Below are 17655 nucleotides of genomic sequence, written 5' to 3'. Positions count from 1 at the left end.
TGCGTGCATTAAGACCTGCATTTATCAGTAGAGACGCATTTAGCCGTGAATGTTATTTTCCCAATAGGGAAAGCTCTCCCTCCGCTTTGTTGCCGTTCATTGTCAATACGAAGAGTAGCGATGTTCTGTTGGTCGCGGATGAGTTCTAATAGCGGGCTGCCAGATAATGAAGATCGTGCATTGAAATTGATGCTGTTCACCAAGCCAACATGGCGCTTAACGGTTATTGGAATGGCGCTCAATCTGCGCTGCTACCCGCTTTCAGGGAGGGCATTAGCCTAAGCCTCAGAATCACACATAAAAAGGGTCAATTAATGAGGTTTAGCGTAACGTGAAAGTTTGCATAACATCACACTTATTTTCTAAACCTCATCGTGTACTTTTATCAATCCTGATCGGTGAATTTATACCACTTCAGTTAATTGAAAGGTCTCAAATACCAGTTCCATCTCAGGATGAAAACTGCCTTCGTTTTGGAAAAAGCGCTGATGCTCTTGCTTCCAGTGATCAAGGCTGAGATCGCCTTCGCCTTCCAGCATCGCCATTTCAGGCGTTACGCGATCAAAACGTGTCAGGAACAAGCCGGTAGTGCGAATAACACAGACCGGCTGATTATTGCCGTTGAGGATAATACTGTAGCTGCCAGGCTGCGGTTTGTGGTCATCTGCGTTCCAGGATTGCAAAGAGCCGCAGCTGGCGACCTTTTTACCGGCGATCACTAATGTAGCAAGCTGATTAGCCAATTCGGCTGAATCGCCAAACGGCCAGGCAAGGGCGTTGGGATATTTGATTTTTAATTGTTCGAGCGTCAATGCCATCGCTGAATCCTTAAGTTTAGGGCGTTGAATTATGCGCCCATTATCAACAATCTTGGTGATAATGGGCAGCATTGATTAAGCCAGGATGCGTTTAGCCCAGTCAGTAATATCATCACCGCTGCCGATATCGGGCTGCACCAAGCCGTTGATCATAAAAGTGGGTGAAACGTGGATGCCGTTCTGGCGTGCATATTTGCAATGCCATTTGATCTCGGTTTGCAGATCGGCGCGCGCGAATACCTCATACGCATCAATTCCGCTGTAATCTTTCAGGCGAGCAAGAATCTGATGAGGCGTAGCATCCATGTTAGGACCGCTACAATGATCGGTAAATTCAAATTCTTCCCGATGATCGGCAACGGCTTTCATCACTGCTTTTGCTGCTTCTTTACCCTGAAAAGAGGCCGCCAGAATGTAGCGCACAATCACGCCTGAAAAGAGATGCCAGGGCTGTGACTGTAAGCGAATTTTCAGTGTCATTTTCTCCTCACCCACTTCGCTCAGCAGCGCGTCAAATTTGTTAAAAGCGCGGACCGAGAAAGGGCAGGTAGGTTCCAGAAACACTTCAAAAATGTGGGGGCCGTGGCCCCAAACCAGCGGATCGGCAGAGAGTGTGGCATTCTGGCTCATGATTTTTCCTTTATTTAAGGGAGGATGAAAAGCAGACGTATCAACAAATCTTAGTCGTATCAGCCCGTTAAGTTTACTGCAGATCTGTTACAAGAATTTTAGCGCTCGCTTTATCGTGACTAAAAGTCAGGTTTAAAACAGGACAAAAGGCGTTAAAAATCGGTAAACTCAGCGGCTTTAAATTTATGCCTTTGCATCCCGGCGACAGCAGCCAGAAGCGTCTATAGTTATTGCCATACTTCTCTGCTTTTGCGTTGCAGGTTTTCTGCAGCGAATTTTTATGTTCATTTGCCCGGAGCCAATAAGCCTTAAAAGAGGTTAATTTTGCACACAGATCTGTCCTGGAAAACCCTCCATCACATCATTAATCAGACCATCGCTGACATGCTAGATGAACATCAAACATTGAACGTGTTGTCATTGCGCGCCAGGCTGCGTGAACTGGCAGAGATCGAAGATGATGAAACAATGGTGCTGTGTTACTGGCAGGCGAGCAAAATATTGATGCGATTACCCGCCACGGTAACAGCCAGCCAATTAATGAGCGCGGCGCGACATGCGTTTCGAACGCCGCTGAATCACGATCTGCTGTGATCTTATTTTCATGGGGCACGATGCGGCAAGTGGATGCGGCACAAAATCCGTTAATGTGACGCATTTACAGCAGTTTATGACCTGTTCTTCAGGTTATGCTTTACCTATTTCCGCATTAAAGGATGTTCCATGTCGCATTTCCGCCCGGTGGCGTTAGAACACGCCAGCCGTCTCCTTAATCACGGACCTACGATTCTTATTACCAGTCAAGATCCCACATCACAGCGCCGTAATGTCATGGCTGCGGCCTGGTCTACGCCGGTTGAGTTCACCCCGCCGCGCATCGCTATTGTGGTAGACAAAGCAACCTGGTCCCGCGAGCTGATCGAATCAGGTGGCGCCTTTGGCATTTGCGTGCCGGCAGCCGCATTCGTCGATCTCACGTATGCCGTGGGCAGCGTATCAGGACGCGATAAAGATAAATTCAGCGATTTTACTCTTCAGGCCATTAAGGGACCGCAACTTGGCGTGCCATTACTGGAAGAGAGTTGTGTCGCCTGGCTTGAATGCCGTCTGCTGCCAGAAACAGAAGCGCAACAGGCGTATGACACTCTGTTTGGCGAAGTGGTCGCAGCGGCGGCTGACAGTCGAGTTTTCTTTGACGGGCGCTGGCATTTCAATGCTGACAACCGTGATTTACACACATTGCACCATTTGGGTGGTGGAAAGTTCGTGACAGTAGCGAACATGCTTACGGCAAAAGCCGATTTCTAAACAGAGGTAATCTATGACAGTTAAAAGCTATGCTGCGATGCAAGCCGGTCAGGCACTTGAACGATACGACTACGATGCAGGCCCACTTGATGCAGAAGATGTTGAAGTTGAAGTGGAGTATTGCGGCGTATGCCATTCCGATTTATCGATGATCGATAACGAATGGGGCGCGTCTACTTATCCTTTGGTAGCGGGTCATGAAGTGATTGGTCGTGTTGTTGCGCTGGGTGACAGTGCAAAAAACAAGGGACTGAGCCTTGGTCAGCGTGTTGGCATTGGCTGGCTCGCAAAAAGCTGTCAGCACTGCGACGCGTGTATCAATGGCGAGCAGGTAAATTGCCAGCAGGGTAAAGTCTCTACGATCAATAATCATGGTGGTTTTGCCAGTTCGCTGCGCGCTAACTGGCAATGGGCTATTCCGCTGCCAGAAAAACTGGATGTCGCAACTGCGGGACCTCTGCTGTGTGGCGGCATCACTGTATTCAAACCGTTGCTGATGCATAACGTCTCTGTTTCCAGCCGCGTAGGTGTGATCGGCATTGGTGGATTGGGCCATATCGCGATTAAAATTTTGCGTGCGATTGGAGCCGAAGTTACTGCATTCAGTTCATCAGCCAGCAAGACGCAGGCGATTCTGGACATGGGTGCGGATCATGTTGTGAACAGCCGCGATCCAGAAGCCTTAAAAGCGCTGGCAGGCCAGTTTGACCTGATTATCAGTACGGTGGCAGTTGACCTTGATTGGCAGCCATACTTCAATGCTCTGGCACCGAACGGCAAGTTCCACACCGTGGGTGCAGTAATGAAGCCATTCGAAGTGCCTGCTTTTAGTCTGATTACTGGCGACCATGCGGTGACGGGTTCGTCCACCGGATCGCCGGGTCAATTGCGTAAGCTGTTGAAACTGGCTGGACGCGCTAATATTGCGCCAACAGTGGAATACTTCCCCATGTCAAAAATCAACGACGCGCTGGATCACCTGCGTGCCGGTAAGGCCAATTATCGTATTGTCCTCAAAGCTGATTTTTAACGGCAGGCGCGCCTTTTGGCGCGCCAATTTCCTCTCTCTCCTCCTCTGCTTTTTCAATTCTCTGTTAAAATTGAACACGGCGATAAAATAGTGATACTGCGCACTCATGCCCATTGCAGGAAGCACCTACTGGAGAAACTATGCTGTGGATTTGGAATGCCTTGATTGTATTGGTTACTGTCGTAGGCATGGAAATTGCTGCCGCGCTGGCGCATAAATACATCATGCACGGCTGGGGTTGGGGTTGGCATCTGTCGCATCATGAGCCGCATAAAGGCTGGTTTGAGCTCAACGATCTTTACGCAGTTGCCTTTGCCGGCTTGGCAATTTTGCTGATTTATCTGGGAAGTGAAGGGATGTGGCCGCTGCAATGGATTGGCGCGGGAATGACGCTGTACGGCATTATGTATTTCATTGTTCACGATGGGTTAGTGCATCAGCGCTGGCCGTTCCGCTATGTTCCACGCCGTGGCTACTTCAAACGTTTATATATGGCGCACCGCATGCATCATGCTGTGCGCGGTAAAGAGGGCTGCGTTTCGTTTGGTTTCCTCTATGCGCCGCCGCTGTCTAAATTGCAGGCGACACTAAGAGAGCGGCACGGTAAGAAATCTAATGCGGACGCTGCCAAAGATGAGCAGGGCGCGGCGGCGAAGTCATCATCCGAGACATAACCGCCTGACCTGAAGCCGACACCAGCAACGCTAACTTTTCGGGCTTGCTGGTGGACTGGCGACGATCCCACGCCTTTTTGCCCGCCTGATTCACTTTGACCCCAATTTTGCGATAAACCCCTTTTGCTGTCGCAATCGCCCAAGCTGAACGCAGTGGCAAGCCCGCTAATCCAGCGGTTGCCGAATGATAATAAGGTTCCGCTTCTTTGACTAAGCGCCTTGCGACCCGGCTTAAAGCCTGACGATTTTCTGGAGCGGCATAGTTAATGCCGTTTAAACCCACTTGCTGCAACCACTGTTCGGGTAAATAACAGCGGCCGACTTGCGCATCATCAACTATGTCACGCGCAATATTAGTGAGCTGAAACGCCAGCCCCAAATCGCAGGCGCGATCCAACGTCGCGGCGTCTCGTACCCCCATAATCTGCGCCATCATCAATCCCACAACGCCCGCCACGTGATAGCAATAACGCAGCGTGTCATCGAATGTTTCATAGCGCACTTCACGTACATCCATGGCAAAGCCTTCGAGATGATCAAAAGCATAAGCAGGTAAAATATCGTGCGCCATTGCGACTTCTTGAAACGCCGCAAAAGCGGGCTCATGCATTTGCGATCCGGCATAGGCTTGACGCGTTTTAACTTCAAGCTGGGCTAAACGTTGCTCTGGCGTTTGCAATGAGACGATGTCTGAAGCGAAGCCCAATTGCTGATCGTCAATCACATCGTCGCAATGACGGCACCAGGAATAGAGCATTAATACGCTGCGACGGGTTTTGGTATCAAATAGCTTTGACGCGGTTGCAAAGCTTTTCGAGCCTACTTCCATGGTTTCCACCGCGTGGTCGAGTAATGACGGATTATTCATGCCAGATCCTCCAGCATTAACCCTGCGGTGGCTTTGGCCGACCCGATGACGCCAGGAATGCCTGCACCTGGATGTGTACCGGCACCCACCAAATAAAGATTATGCAAATGCTTATCGCGGTTGTGTGGGCGGAACCAGGCGCTTTGCGAAAGAATCGGCTCAACTGAAAACGCCGAACCTTGATAAGCGTTTAATTCGTCGCGGAAGTCGAAAGGGGTGAACATGCGATGCGTCACTAACTGGCTGCGCAGCCCCGGCATGTAGTGCTGCTCAAGGTAGTCAAAGATGCGATCGCGCAGGCGTGGGCCTTCTACCGACCAGTCGAGATTGGCTGTTCCCAGATGCGGTACCGGCGCTAACACGTAGTAACTGCCACAACCCGCTGGCGCAAGCGACGGATCGGTGACGCAAGGCGCATGAAGATAAAGCGAAAAATCCTCAGCTAAGCCGTCATGATTAAATATCTCATCAATCAATTCGCGATAGCGCGGGCCGAAACAGACGGTGTGATGCGCCAACTGATCGTGATGGTGATTTAAGCCGAAGTAGAGGACAAACAGCGAGTTGCTCATGCGTTTGCCCTTAAGCGAACGGGCCTGCGCAGTTGAACCCGCATGCTCGCTGAGCAAGTCATTGTAGGTATGCACCACATCGGCATTCGACGCGACGGCACGCGTGGGGAATACGCGACCATCCTGCAAATGTACCGCTTTGACGTTTTCGCCTTCAGTTTCTAACCGGCTGACTTTTGCATTCAACGCGACTTCACCGCCCAAATCTTCGAACAATTTCACCATGCCATTGACCAGCGCGCCGGTGCCGCCGCGCGGGAACCAGACGCCCCATTCACGCTCAAGTGCATGAATCAACGTGTAAATCGAGGAAGTGGCAAAAGGATTCCCGCCTACCAGCAATGAGTGGAAGGAAAAAGCCTGCCGCAAATGTTCATCTTCGATATAGCTTGCGACTTTGCTGTAAACGCTGCGCCAGGCCTGCAAACGCGCAAGCTGCGGCGCGGCGCGGATCATGTCGCGGAACGATAAAAACGGCACCGTCCCGAGTTTCAGATAACCTTCTTTAAAAACGGCGCGGGAGTAATCCAAAAACTGGCGATAACCTTCGACATCACGCGGATTAAATTGCGCTATCTGCTGCTCAAGCTGCGCCTGATCGTTGTCGTAGTTAAAAATGCTGCCATTTTCCCAACACAAACGGTAAAACGGCGCGACCGGCAGCAGATCGACATACTCTTTCATCTGTTTGCCAGCCAGCGTAAACAACTCTTCTATCGCGCTGGGATCGGTGATTACCGTTGGCCCGGCATCAAAAGTAAAACCGTGATCCTGATAAACGTAAGCGCGACCGCCAGGCTTGTCGCGCTGTTCAAGTAAAAGGGTAGGAATACCTGCCGCCTGAAGGCGAATAGCCAATGCGAGGCCACCAAAGCCTGCGCCAATTACTGCAGTTTTTTTCATCGTATCGCTCGTAGACGGGAAGGTGTAGTCAAAATAGCCTGCAAAGCTGCCACGACAGGGACCGGCGGTTTGCCACTAAGAATGCGTGCCATATCGGGCAAGGTTAATTTTCCCGCATAAAAGCGGGCAATAAGGCCATCCGGTAATCCGTAAAAACGCTGCATCACTTTCCAGCGCTGATCAGCCGGTCCAGCTAAAAACAACATGCGATTCAACATGCGAAAGAAACGCTGTTTCTGCCAGGCTTCGTGGGCAAAGTGGCGGATGAGATCCTGTAGCGATGAAGCGGAAAAGCGGCTGCTTGCAGCAATACGATCGGCCAGGGCGACAGCCAGCGGCAGGGAGTAACCGGTGGTGGGATGAAAAAGACCGGCACGTAATCCTGAACAGGCCAGCGGACGTTGCTGCCAAAATGCCTGGTGATCACCGGTCAGCGTAATGGGCAACGCGCCTTGCTCCTCGCGCATTAACCGGTCAAGCTGCCAACCCTGTTGCGCTGCGTAAGCGCTGATGTGCTGGCGCGCCTGCGGAGCGTTTAACGTCGCGTTATCGATGTAATGCGTATCTTCAATCAGCAATCGGGTTGCAGAGAGCGGCAAGGTATAAACAAAGCGATAGCCTTGCTGCTGGTCAACTGTGGCGTCCATGATGATTGGCGCTGTTAAGCCGTGCGGTTGCTTAAGCTGCCATTCCTGACCGACAAAAGCCTGAAAACCCACCAGCAGGGCGTCATCCGGCTGGTAGCCGCGCCCGTCAATCACCGCATCGGCGGTAATCATACGTCCATCTTCGAGTTGCACACTCACCGGCGTGATTGCCGTTACCTGAGTGTGCGTCAGCAAGTTGTCTCTAAATCGCTCATACAGCACGCGGGCAAAATGCTGTGAGGTAGCACAAAAATAGCCGCTGTTAAGACGGCGAGTGCGTTGCGGAAACCGCACGTGATAGTGCGTCCAGGAGTGAGCAATCAGCGGAGCGATCCAGCGATGCTGTTCCGGCGTGAGATCGTCGGCATGAAAGGACCAGGTATGATTGCCACCCGCTTGCTGTTCACTTTCAATCAGCAACAGCGAAAGTTCAGGATGCGTCTGCTGTAAGCGCAGTGCAATCAAGCCGTTTGCTAATCCAGCGCCAACAAAAATAAGGTCATAATGCGGTTGCATACAGGCTTCCTTTAAATGCGGGATGCAACACCGGACGGCGCGTGTTGACTGCCTGTTCAATAATGGCCGCCGCGGTTTCACTTCCGCCCGCCTGGCGCAGCGCGGGCTGTAACGTGCGCATGCGCTGACGATAGTGATCGTTACTCAGCAGCGAACGCAGTTGGCGCGCCATTGCATGGCTGGTGGTGAAGCGTGAAGCGCTTCGTCCAATGCCGTGATAAACAATGCGTGAGGCAACACCGGGCTGATCAAACGCCAGCGGCAACGCCAACAGCGGCGTGAGATGATTTACCGCATCTAACACGGTGTTGAGTCCGCCATGGCTAATCACCACTTGCGCTTGTGCCAGAGCCGCCGACTGATCGGCAAAATCCACGACGCGCGTATGGCTGTTATGCGCCAGCTTTTCCGCCTGAAAAGGTGAAAGGCGACCGCAATGTGCCAGCAGCAGCTGTGCATCCACTTCCTGACAGGCGCGCGCAATGGTTTTAAATAAGCCATAGCGGTGGCCTTGCAACGTGCCCAGCGAGGCAAAAATGCGCGGCTTGTCGTTATCATCAAAATAGTTTTCAGCGGATGAAGTGGATTGCGTAAGCGAGCGTAGCGGGCCGACGGCGTGGAAAGTCTCGGGCAGGGCATAACGCGGGAAATCGAGCTCTGGGATCAACTGGCTGATTTGCGCCAGCGGGGATAAACATTCGTGCAGCTTATTTCGCGGCGTCAGGCCGAAATTGTTGGCATGTTGAGCAATCACGCGATCGTGACGACGCATCAACCAGTCATATATTTTCTCGCTGGTGGCATAGCGCTCTTTGGCATAGTCATCATTTTTGTAATCAAACGGCATGACGGCCAACGGCAAATCGGCTTCACGATTCAGCGGTAATGCGCAGGCAACCGAAACGAAAGGCAACCCCAGCGCTTCTGCGGCTAAAGCACCGGCAGGTTCCATCTGATCAACGATCACACCATCAACCGCTAATGCAGTTAGCGCAGCAGGCAATTCCCGACACAACATATCGGTAGTACGGGCCATTTCAGTGATCAGGCGCAGCATGGAGGGGCCAAGAGGATGCGCCGCCAGTTTTAAGGTGTGCGCCAGGCTACCTGCGGGATGGCTAGTCAATCCAACAGGACGGAACTGAATAGTGGGCGTGCTAACTAAAGTCTGAACGTCAATTTGATTGATAAAGGTCACGCGGTGGCCTCGCGCTATCAACGCGTGTGAGACATTTTGCAAGGCTTGCACATGGCTATAGAAAGGCGGCGAAACGACCGCGAAGTGACTCATGCAGCATCCTTAGCTGACAGCAGCGAGTTTTTTCTCGAACCAGCTTTGAATAAAATGTTGCGTGGCATAACCATTCTGGCAAGCCGCTTCAAGATGCTGATTGGCACGATGCAGATGATCGCGTAAACGATTCTCCACCGCTTTCGCGCCCAACATATTCACCAGCGTCGACTTCCCGGCATCTTTATTACAATCCTTGCCGGTATTCGTCATGCCATCGGCAAGATCATCAAGTAGCTGAAACGCCTGCCCAAGATCGAGTGAGAAGCGATGCAGCTTTTCACGCGCTTCTGAGGAAGCATTCGCAACGATTGATGCCATCTGCATCGAGGCGCAAAACAGGGTGCTGGTTTTGAATTGATTGGTCATCAAAATGGCATCCGCATTGCGCGGTTTGTCACCCTCTGAGAGATCTTTAAACTGACCTTGCACCAAGCCTTGCAACCCAACAGCGTGAGACAATTCTGTCACCGCCTGATTCTTCGCATTGGCGGGTAAGCCTTCCGCGCAGGCGATCACACCAAAGGCTTTACTGAGCAGCGCAACCGCAGCCAAAATCGCCACATGTTCGCCAAACTGGCAATGAATAGTGGGTTGGCCGCGTCGCATTTGCGCATTATCCATGCAGGGCATGTCGTCGAGGATTAACGAGGCTGCATGAACCATTTCAATGGCGCAAGCCAGATCCAGCAGTCCACGATGACTCAGATCACAGCCCAAATCGCGTGCAGTTAACAGCAGAAGCATGGGGCGAATACGTTTACCGGGCGCTAAAGTGCCCTCGCGCATTGCCGCACCAACGCAATCGCGCTCACCGTCTACCGGTAAAAGTTCATCAAGACGCAGTTCAATATCGCTCAATAGCATTGAAATATCGCTGTGAGGATAATTGACCTGTTTTTCTGCACAAGCCGTCATTAAGGCTGTCCTTATTAGCAGATGAATGCACAGCAAGTCGAAACAAAGTCGATGCCATATTCATAGTATGTTTACTGCCACATTATGGTTGGCAGGTATTCAAGGCACGGTGGTCAAAAACCACATAATCAATATTAGTTGAGGATTAATAAAAGGTGGGGAATTCAGAAACATTCATCGATTCTTTACCAAAAATTTAACGTTTCTGAGCCGATGAAATGCAGCCAATTATCCGAGCAGCGTTCGCAATTCACTCATCACATGAATAACTTCCTGTGAAGTTAATGCGCCATCTTTTGCAAAGCGCACAATGCCATGTTGATCAACCACAATGACTGTTGAACCTTGCGGTTTCAGCTGCCATGTATGCTGCGCAACACCGCTGTTATCAATAATAAATTGCTGCCACGGGGTCGATTTCTTACTGGATTCAATACTGCGCACCACAAATATGCCACTGCCTGGCAGCACATCATCGGTATTGACGATGGTGGTGGTTTGGAAAGTGTTACGCGGTAAAGCGGCGTGTTCTAATGCGCTGATCAATCCTGCCGTTTGCTCCTTTGCCGATATCCTTCCTGCGACATGAATAATCAAACGCACTTTACCGGTCAGCGCCTGACTACGCCATTTTTGATAATTCAGTTTCCCTTGCTGCATTACCATTTCACCTTTATCGGCGATAAAGATTGAAGGCACCGGCTGGCCAAGCATCACGTTATGTGCGTTGGCTAATGAAGAAAATAGTGTCAGTGATATCAATGCAGAACGTAGCAAGTGAGCCTCTCATTTCTTGGATATTGATGGCTATCAGCGTAGCAACTTTTTGAATCGGCGGACGCTTTGTCGCTTAACACTGTTTCAGATCAATAAATGAACCGAGAAATAGCTCAAAAATGCCTTATTACCAAAAAAAAAGGAGGCGAAAATGCGTAGCGGCTTGATGACGTTGAATGAGATGGCGCGCTATATCGGTGTTTCTTCACCGAGATTGGTCAGAGCAATGTGTAATCGCGGAACGCTGGCCGGCATTCCCTTACCCCAGGCAGCGGAGTCGGCCCCTTTGGCTCAGCGACACTGGCGCCGCGAAGAGGTGCGGCAATTTAAGCATGCGTTACAGCGCGCAAAGGCGGCGCAATATGATGAGGAGATCTACTAAAAACAGGGGAAGGCGATATACAGCCTTCCCGTGATGGTGTTAGAAGTCGTATTGCAGTGACAAGCGATTCTGCCAGAAATCTGAGTCATACAGCGGCGAAGTCTGTACTCCGGCAAAATCGGTCAGGCTCAAGCCTTTTAATACGCCGGTAAAGTTCCAGGTGAAATAAACCAAATATTCTGACTGATTGATGCTGGAGGAGTCCGCAGCCGGTTTAAGATCCATAAAGGAATAACGCGAGCCAATCGACAGGTTTTCATTCATGACGTAGTTCACGTCCGTTGACCACGCATTGCCACTGCCTAAATCCTGGGTACTGGTAAAGAAGGGTTGTGCGAAGTAGGGGCCAGACGAGGTATTGTGCGCGTAAGGTGTCACCAGCGAACCGTTATTCCAGCTGTCACCGCTGGCAGCGATGTGGTCATAGCCCAATTTCCAGCTCAGTGATGGCGTAAAGCTCAGCGCCAGCTGTGCACCGTAAGAGGTGCTGTTGACTTCGCCCGCCAGCGCTTTACCTTGGCTGGTGCCACGAATAACTTGCAGGCCAAAATCAGGCTGGAAGGTCGCTTCTTGCCAGCGTAAATGGCTTTCACCGAATACGATGCGAGAATAGTCCGCGTACTCTTCATACCAAAGTTGACCGCTTAAGGTTTTATCGTCCCATTGCGTAGCGCGTCCGCCGCCAATGCCCCACATGCCGTTGGTGCGTTCATCTACATCGGTGTATGCGGTGCTGTCGAGAAACTGGTCGTCTCCCCACGGTTTATAACGCCAGACTTTGGTTGCATGCAGGAAGTTTTGCTTGTCGCCGTAATGCGCATCAACGCCGCGAAAAAGTATCGGCGTTATTCGCCAGTCATAATCACCGACAAAAGGAATATCGATGCGCTGATCGCCCGCGGTTATTTTAAAGTCATCTTTCTGCCAGCTTAAATAAGCTTCACCGACATTGGTTTGATTATCGCCAATATCACTAATGGTATGCGCTTCATCTGGATGATCAATTCCGCGTAAAAATATTCCGCTAACGCCCGCCCGGAAACCATAAAATGGGGCGGTTTCATATTTCAAACTGCCACCGTAACTCACAGTGTCCTGATTAAAACCTTTAGAGAAATAAGCATTGTGGGTTGAATAGTAAAGCGTGCGCAGGCTGCCGCTTACCGTGCCGCAGGTAAATATGTCGGTAAAGTTGTCAACACCGCTGGTGCCATATTGGCAACTTGAGTCAATATTACTTTGCGTAGCGGCCATCGCTATGGAGGTGAACGGAAACAACAATGCCGCAAATGAAAGCGTTTTTAAATGCATTTTCCTGAACCTTTTCCTGTCTAAAATAGAGCAAAGCCCGCCCGTCTGCTTATTAATGCAGCAAGCGGTAGATTATTTATGATTAATTATACTGCGGTAACGCCGTTTATTTTAACGTCGGGCAGCGTCTCACGAACGTCCCAACCGCGCAGTTTACCCGGATTAAGTAAATTATGCGGATCGAATGCGCATTTCATTGCAACAACATCGGGGCGAATCATCCCTTGTTTACCCTCTTCAATATGCAGCACGTGAGGATTATTAATCTTCACGCCGTTATCGCGGTAAGTTTGCATTATATTGTTAAGGCGATGTTCATCGCTATAGCGCACCAACGGTAAGCCGCTGCACGTTAGCGCGCCATTCATGTCGCGCAAAAATTCTATATGCGAAATGACCTCGCCATTTAAGCGCTGCTCCATATCCAGCACCTGTTGCCGATAGTTGTCTGGTGCATAGGCGGTTTGCAGATAGGTCAGGGTTTTATCAATCTTCAATGCCTGTAAGGTCGTGTGATTCCAGCAATATTCGATCAGTGAATGGCCTTCATGCTGGTCATCGCTGTAACGCAGCACGGACTGCCCACCATGCTGTGTTAATAAAGCGGGCAACAATGCGTCACTTTCACTACCAACGACCGAAATCACCACATGCTTGCCTGATATTTGCTCAGGCGCGAGATCGGTAAAATAATCGGCAATGGGTGCCGCCATCACCGCAACCTGGCGTTTAACCAAGCCCGGTGAGCGGGCGAGCGCATCCGCAAACGCCATTGCGCTGGCGAAATCGCTGAAACTATCCAGCCGTTCGATCCAGTGATGGCAGGGCGCCAGCGCCAGTTCAATCTCCAACACAATACCGTTGCTGCCGTACGCGTGATGCAACAGCATGGCTTCTGGCGCCTTCAGCGTGATAATCCGTGGCGTCTCTTCCATGGTCATAATGCGCACCGAGAGCACGTTGCCTGGTGCGGCCAGCGGACCGTAATTGATGGAGCCGACGCCGCCAAAGCCGCCGCCAAACAGACCGCCAAGCGTAGCTAAACGCCAGGTTGATGGCATGCAGCGCAGTTCCCAACCAAACGGACGCGTATAGGCTTCGAGATCGCCAAGCCGAATACCCGCTTGCGCCCGCACGCTGCCTTTACCCATTTCCACCACCGCGTTCAGTTTCGTAATATCAACCATCACGCCGCCGTGGAGCGGAATCAGTTGACCGTAATTGCCCGTGCCGCCGCCGCGAATATTTAAAGGCAAACGTTGTGCAGCGCAGGCCGCAACCACCGCCGCCAGCTCTTCCTCATCACGCGGACGCACCGCCAGTTCGGCAAATTTATCGTCCAACTGATTTTTAAGAATTGGGCTGAACCAATGAAAGTCTCGCGACAGACGTTTTACCTTGGGGGCCTCTTTAATCCAATCGAGCGCAGGTAACGCCGCGACCACCGCAGACAGCGCGGATTGACGAATAGAATCAGACATTATGCATTCCTGTGGTAAGTAAATTAGCTGTGGCTGAGCTCGCTCTCATGCCAGGCGGCCAGTACGCGACGCGTAAGCCATGACATCACGGCAAACAACAAAAACCCCGCCAGTGAAATCAATAACAGCGCAGCAAACATCAGCGGAATGTTGAGTTGATAACCGGCCTGCAATATCTGATAAGCCAGACCCGTATCGGTGCCGCCGGTACCCGCGACAAATTCAGCCACAACCGCACCAATCAACGACAAACCGCTGGAGATACGCAAGGCACCGAAGAAATAGGGCAGCGCGGAAGGGATGCGCAGACGCAGCAGAATCTGCATACGCGAAGCGTGATTAAGCTGGAAATAGCTCAGCAACCCAGGCGAAACGCTACGCAAGCCTTGCGTGGTGTTGGAGATGATAGGGAAGACTGCCATCAAGGTGGCGCACACCACCAGCGACAAGGTGGTGTCTTTCACCCAGATGATGATCAATGGCGCAATCGCCACAATCGGCGTCACTTGCAAAAAAACAATGTAGGGGAAGAGCGCGGTCTCGATAAAACGGTTCTGCACCAGTAAAAAGGCGATCACCGAGCCAGTGACTATGGCCACAGCAAACGAAATCACTGTGATCTTCATGGTGTAGAGCAGCGACATAAACAGCGAAGGGAAATTCTGCATCAGGCTCTGCGCCACCACCAGCGGCGAGGGCACCAAAAAGACCGGTACTTGCAGAGCGGTGACCAACCATTGCCATAGCAGTAATATTGCCACCGCCATCAACAGTGGATAAAACAGTTTTTGAAATGACTGGCGTGCAGCAAACGGGGTTTTCATGATTTGCTCTCCTGGCTGGCATTGAACAAGCCGCGCTGAAGCTGTTGGGCATACAGCGTGAATGGCTGGCTGACCCGGAATTCATCATCACGGGGGAAGGGCGCATCGATGGCAATGTCATCAACGACGCGGCCAGGTCGCGCTGCCATCATGATGACTCGCTGCGACAGAAATACCGCTTCCTGAATCGAATGGGTGACGAACACCACCGTCAAGTTTTGCTCTTGCCACAGTTGCAGCAGATCGCTATCAAGTTTGTTGCGGGTGATCTCATCCAAGGCGCCAAAGGGTTCATCCATCAGCAACACTTTGGGCCGCGTCACTAAACCGCGCGCAATGGAGACGCGCATCTGCATGCCGCCGGAAAGCTCACGCGGCAAAACGTGACCAAACTGGCTCAATCCCACTAACTCAAGGATCTCTTTCACTCGCGTGTCCGCTTCCGGGCGCGGCACACCGGCTAAATCCAGCGGCAAACGCACATTCTTATGCACGTTATTCCACGGCATCAGCGTCGCTTCCTGAAACACGAAAGAGAGCGGTAAATCTCGCTGCTTTTCTCGGCGGTCGCGGCGAAAAAGCATCAGCTTACCGTCGCTAGGTTCAATCAACCCGGCGATCATTTTCAGTAAGGTACTTTTGCCGCAGCCGGATGGCCCGAGCAGCGTGACAAATTCCCCCTGACGAATGGTCAAATCAACCGGCAGCAATGCACGCGTGCCGTTGGGATAAATTTTCTCAGCGGAGAGCACGTCAATCGCCGGCGGCGCGCTTGCACCGGGTAGTGTTACCGGCGCGTTGTCGCTGCTCATCAAGGTCAATCGGCTGGCTTTATTCATGGCATGACCTTGGCATCTTGGATGAACGTCAGGTTGTAGCTTCCCTCAAACGGGACTTTCGCCGGATCGATCAGTTTATTCTCAACCAGCAGCTGATAGGTCTGTTTCAGACGCGATTCGGTCATGATACCGATGCCCTGAGTTTGCGCATCACCGCCGGTTAGCATCTGATATTTCTTCATCTGCGCGAGACTGAAAGCGATCTGGTCATCACCCATATTTGGGTTCTCTTTCTTGATCAGCGCATTGCCCGCGCTGGGATCTTGCAGGTAGTTTTTCCAGCCCTGCATCGAGGCTTTAACAAAGGCCGCTACCACCTGCGGACGCTTTTCCACTGTCGATTTCATACAAACAATGCTGTTGCCGTACGGCGGATAACCCCACTCGCTGATCGGATAAACGTTGGCTTGTGCCCCAGCTTTTTGTACTGCAAAAGGCTCTGAGGTCAGATAGCCTTGCTGCACCAGCGTTTTATCGGCTAAGAACGGCTGAATACTAAAGGTATAAGGGCGGGCGCGGGCCGCTTTCAGGTTGAGCGCACTCTGCGCCCAAGGCCAGTAAGAGGTATACGCTTCTGAAGCCAGCAAAAAGGTTTTGCCTTGCAGATCGGCCTGACTTTTCACATCAGGATGGGTAATAAATACAATTGCCGAATGCTGAAAGGTGGTGGCAACCGGCATCGCTTCAACGCCAGATTGCCAGGATTGCAACGCCTGCATGTTATCGCTGATGATGCAGTCCGCCTGGCCTGCTGCCATCAACTGCATGGTATGCACTTGCGGCCCGCCCATTTTCAGGGTGACGTCTAATCCGGCATCGCGGTAAAGATTCTGCGCCTGCGCCTGATAAAAACCGCCATGCTCAGCTTGTGCATACCAGTTCGTCATAAATGTGAATTTTTCTGCGGCCATGCCCGGCGCGGAAAGGGCCACGGAAAGTGCTGCGACAAGGCTCAATGTTTTTTTCATACCCAATCCCCGATTATTGTTTTAACAGTGACGCTGCATCGTTATGGTCTAACACTTTGCCGTGCCAGTGCGCTTTTCCCCATGCAGGCGCTTCACGCGTTATCCACTGCATTTCATGTACTTCGGTGATCACTTTGGCCCAGCTCTCAGCCAGCGAATCGAGAATGGCTGCGCCTTGTTCGGGTGTAGACGGCAGCGGATCGCCAATCACGCCACTCGGGCCAAAATCGTAAGAAACCCAAGCCGCCATCGGTTTGGTGCTGGAAAGCGTTGGGCAAGGGAATTCAGGGGGATAATTGCTGACCGCTTTTTCCATCTGTACCGTTTCTGGTGCCAGCGCCAGCATCAATGCGGTTTCAGCATGGCCGGCGTGCATCGCCATTTGACGCTCTTTATCGTCCATAAAACTTTCGGCGCAGTTTGGCACTTTGAAGGTGTCTTGCATGATGATGATCATATCGCCATGGCGCAGTCGCAGTTCGCGCGCCGCCATTTGCAGCGGTTGCGGCTGGCCGCCATGTCCGTTGACCATCAGAAATTTGCGGAAACCGGCGCGATAAATCGATTCGCCGATCTCTAAAATAGTGTGCAGCAACGTTTCGCCGGTCAACGTTAAGGTGCCGGGAAAATGCAGGTGTTCGTCAGATTTACCGTAAGTAATGGGCGGAATGGCAAATGCCGGTATCGATGTGGGCAAGCGCGCTAACGCGTGACCCACCACACCAGACGAAATTACGCTGTCCACCGCGCAAGGCAGGTGCGGCCCGTGCTGTTCAATGGCACCGGTCGGCAACACAATCACGGTGTTTTCTTTATTCGGCAGTGCTGCGATGTCGGTCCAGCTGAGAAACGGCAAAAAGCGGTTGGCCGGAATGTAACCATTAAGCATTTCAAATCC

19 protein-coding genes are annotated in these 17655 nt (G+C 51.6%); 5 read left to right on the top strand and 14 right to left on the bottom strand.

What is annotated here, in order from left to right:
• Positions 1-404: 404 nt before the first annotated feature.
• Entirely contained in the window at positions 405-818 is a 414-nt protein-coding gene (locus tag MUG06_RS16420; RefSeq protein WP_215848545.1) for an ASCH domain-containing protein, read from the bottom strand.
• Positions 819-893: 75 nt separating this feature from the next.
• The gene (locus MUG06_RS16415; protein WP_215848546.1) at positions 894-1448 is read right to left on the bottom strand and encodes a thioredoxin domain-containing protein; all 555 of its coding nucleotides are present in this window, start codon (positions 1446-1448) and stop codon (positions 894-896) included.
• A gap of 324 nt (positions 1449-1772) precedes the next feature.
• Between MUG06_RS16415 and MUG06_RS16410 the strand changes: the two genes are divergently transcribed.
• The 4 genes from MUG06_RS16410 (at position 1773) to MUG06_RS16395 (ending at position 4460) form a co-directional block, all read left to right on the top strand.
• Entirely contained in the window at positions 1773-2042 is a 270-nt protein-coding gene (locus MUG06_RS16410; protein ID WP_215848547.1) for a hypothetical protein, read from the top strand.
• Between the two features lie 129 nt (positions 2043-2171).
• Positions 2172-2756 (top strand): flavin reductase family protein, encoded by a 585-nt coding sequence (locus tag MUG06_RS16405; RefSeq protein ID WP_243079270.1) that lies wholly within the window; start codon positions 2172-2174, stop codon positions 2754-2756.
• A gap of 13 nt (positions 2757-2769) precedes the next feature.
• Positions 2770-3786, top strand: a complete 1017-nt coding sequence (locus MUG06_RS16400) for an NAD(P)-dependent alcohol dehydrogenase (protein WP_215848549.1) — start codon at positions 2770-2772, stop codon at positions 3784-3786.
• A 140-nt stretch (positions 3787-3926) separates the two neighbouring features.
• On the top strand, positions 3927-4460 hold the full coding sequence (locus MUG06_RS16395) for a sterol desaturase family protein (protein WP_215848550.1): 534 nt from the start codon (positions 3927-3929) through the stop codon (positions 4458-4460).
• On the opposite strand, the gene crtB is transcribed toward MUG06_RS16395, so the two are convergent.
• The 6 genes from crtB to MUG06_RS16365 all read right to left on the bottom strand — a co-directional run bounded on the left by crtB (position 4399) and on the right by MUG06_RS16365 (position 10952).
• Positions 4399-5328, bottom strand: coding sequence for a 15-cis-phytoene synthase CrtB (gene crtB, locus MUG06_RS16390; RefSeq protein ID WP_215848551.1), 930 nt, complete (start codon positions 5326-5328; stop codon positions 4399-4401). The genes MUG06_RS16395 and crtB overlap by 62 nt on opposite strands.
• Positions 5325-6803 carry a phytoene desaturase gene (locus MUG06_RS16385; protein ID WP_243079269.1) on the bottom strand — a complete coding sequence of 493 codons (1479 nt, stop codon included), beginning with the start codon at positions 6801-6803 and terminating at the stop codon, positions 5325-5327. Before MUG06_RS16385 ends, crtB begins: the two co-directional genes overlap by 4 nt.
• A complete protein-coding gene (gene crtY, locus MUG06_RS16380; RefSeq protein WP_243079268.1) occupies positions 6800-7966 on the bottom strand; it encodes a lycopene beta-cyclase CrtY in 1167 nt (388 codons plus the stop codon). The genes MUG06_RS16385 and crtY overlap by 4 nt, the downstream gene beginning before the upstream one ends.
• Positions 7950-9257 (bottom strand): glycosyltransferase, encoded by a 1308-nt coding sequence (locus tag MUG06_RS16375; RefSeq protein ID WP_243079267.1) that lies wholly within the window; start codon positions 9255-9257, stop codon positions 7950-7952. Before MUG06_RS16375 ends, crtY begins: the two co-directional genes overlap by 17 nt.
• A 9-nt stretch (positions 9258-9266) precedes the next feature.
• Positions 9267-10124, bottom strand: a complete 858-nt coding sequence (locus MUG06_RS16370) for a polyprenyl synthetase family protein (protein WP_243079432.1) — start codon at positions 10122-10124, stop codon at positions 9267-9269.
• Between the two features lie 279 nt (positions 10125-10403).
• Entirely contained in the window at positions 10404-10952 is a 549-nt protein-coding gene (locus MUG06_RS16365; protein WP_243079266.1) for a YtfJ family protein, read from the bottom strand.
• A gap of 151 nt (positions 10953-11103) precedes the next feature.
• Here MUG06_RS16365 and MUG06_RS16360 point away from each other — a divergent pair, with 151 nt between their 5' ends.
• Positions 11104-11334, top strand: a complete 231-nt coding sequence (locus MUG06_RS16360; RefSeq protein WP_243079265.1) for a hypothetical protein — start codon at positions 11104-11106, stop codon at positions 11332-11334.
• A 39-nt stretch (positions 11335-11373) separates the two neighbouring features.
• Here MUG06_RS16360 and MUG06_RS16355 read toward each other — a convergent pair whose 3' ends face one another.
• The 6 genes from MUG06_RS16355 to MUG06_RS16330 form a co-directional block, all read right to left on the bottom strand.
• Positions 11374-12645, bottom strand: a complete 1272-nt coding sequence (locus MUG06_RS16355) for a TonB-dependent receptor (protein ID WP_243079264.1) — start codon at positions 12643-12645, stop codon at positions 11374-11376.
• Positions 12646-12731: 86 nt separating this feature from the next.
• Complete coding sequence (locus MUG06_RS16350; protein ID WP_243079263.1) at positions 12732-14126, bottom strand: FAD-binding oxidoreductase; 1395 nt, start codon at positions 14124-14126, stop codon at positions 12732-12734.
• A 23-nt stretch (positions 14127-14149) separates the two neighbouring features.
• Complete coding sequence (locus MUG06_RS16345) at positions 14150-14950, bottom strand: ABC transporter permease (RefSeq protein ID WP_243079262.1); 801 nt, start codon at positions 14948-14950, stop codon at positions 14150-14152.
• The gene (locus MUG06_RS16340; protein ID WP_243079261.1) at positions 14947-15789 is read right to left on the bottom strand and encodes an ABC transporter ATP-binding protein; all 843 of its coding nucleotides are present in this window, start codon (positions 15787-15789) and stop codon (positions 14947-14949) included. The genes MUG06_RS16345 and MUG06_RS16340 overlap by 4 nt, the downstream gene beginning before the upstream one ends.
• On the bottom strand, positions 15786-16757 hold the full coding sequence (locus MUG06_RS16335; protein ID WP_243079260.1) for an ABC transporter substrate-binding protein: 972 nt from the start codon (positions 16755-16757) through the stop codon (positions 15786-15788). Before MUG06_RS16335 ends, MUG06_RS16340 begins: the two co-directional genes overlap by 4 nt.
• Positions 16758-16770: 13 nt before the next feature.
• Positions 16771-17646, bottom strand: coding sequence for a creatininase family protein (locus MUG06_RS16330; RefSeq protein WP_243079259.1), 876 nt, complete (start codon positions 17644-17646; stop codon positions 16771-16773).
• Between the last annotated feature and the right edge of the window lie 9 nt (positions 17647-17655).

This window comes from Pantoea sp. MQR6 (genome assembly GCF_022761075.1).
Lineage (GTDB): Bacteria > Pseudomonadota > Gammaproteobacteria > Enterobacterales > Enterobacteriaceae > Pantoea > Pantoea phytostimulans.
This window is presented reverse-complemented; position numbering and strand designations above follow the sequence as displayed.

Bases quoted from the DNA above. Each gene is read 5' to 3' on its own strand.
- crtY (WP_243079268.1), bottom strand. From the start codon at position 7,966: ATGCAACCGCATTATGACCTTATTTTTGTTGGCGCTGGATTAGCAAAC.
- MUG06_RS16330 (WP_243079259.1), bottom strand. From the start codon at position 17,646: ATGCTTAATGGTTACATTCCGGCCAACCGCTTTTTGCCGTTTCTCAGC.
- MUG06_RS16395 (WP_215848550.1), top strand. From the start codon at position 3,927: ATGCTGTGGATTTGGAATGCCTTGATTGTATTGGTTACTGTCGTAGGC.
- crtB (WP_215848551.1), bottom strand. From the start codon at position 5,328: ATGAATAATCCGTCATTACTCGACCACGCGGTGGAAACCATGGAAGTA.
- MUG06_RS16350 (WP_243079263.1), bottom strand. From the start codon at position 14,126: ATGTCTGATTCTATTCGTCAATCCGCGCTGTCTGCGGTGGTCGCGGCG.
- MUG06_RS16405 (WP_243079270.1), top strand. From the start codon at position 2,172: ATGTCGCATTTCCGCCCGGTGGCGTTAGAACACGCCAGCCGTCTCCTT.
- MUG06_RS16375 (WP_243079267.1), bottom strand. From the start codon at position 9,257: ATGAGTCACTTCGCGGTCGTTTCGCCGCCTTTCTATAGCCATGTGCAA.
- MUG06_RS16415 (WP_215848546.1), bottom strand. From the start codon at position 1,448: ATGAGCCAGAATGCCACACTCTCTGCCGATCCGCTGGTTTGGGGCCAC.
- MUG06_RS16335 (WP_243079260.1), bottom strand. From the start codon at position 16,757: ATGAAAAAAACATTGAGCCTTGTCGCAGCACTTTCCGTGGCCCTTTCC.
- MUG06_RS16400 (WP_215848549.1), top strand. From the start codon at position 2,770: ATGACAGTTAAAAGCTATGCTGCGATGCAAGCCGGTCAGGCACTTGAA.
- MUG06_RS16385 (WP_243079269.1), bottom strand. From the start codon at position 6,803: ATGAAAAAAACTGCAGTAATTGGCGCAGGCTTTGGTGGCCTCGCATTG.
- MUG06_RS16355 (WP_243079264.1), bottom strand. From the start codon at position 12,645: ATGCATTTAAAAACGCTTTCATTTGCGGCATTGTTGTTTCCGTTCACC.
- MUG06_RS16345 (WP_243079262.1), bottom strand. From the start codon at position 14,950: ATGAAAACCCCGTTTGCTGCACGCCAGTCATTTCAAAAACTGTTTTAT.
- MUG06_RS16340 (WP_243079261.1), bottom strand. From the start codon at position 15,789: ATGAATAAAGCCAGCCGATTGACCTTGATGAGCAGCGACAACGCGCCG.
- MUG06_RS16420 (WP_215848545.1), bottom strand. From the start codon at position 818: ATGGCATTGACGCTCGAACAATTAAAAATCAAATATCCCAACGCCCTT.
- MUG06_RS16370 (WP_243079432.1), bottom strand. From the start codon at position 10,124: ATGCTATTGAGCGATATTGAACTGCGTCTTGATGAACTTTTACCGGTA.
- MUG06_RS16360 (WP_243079265.1), top strand. From the start codon at position 11,104: ATGCGTAGCGGCTTGATGACGTTGAATGAGATGGCGCGCTATATCGGT.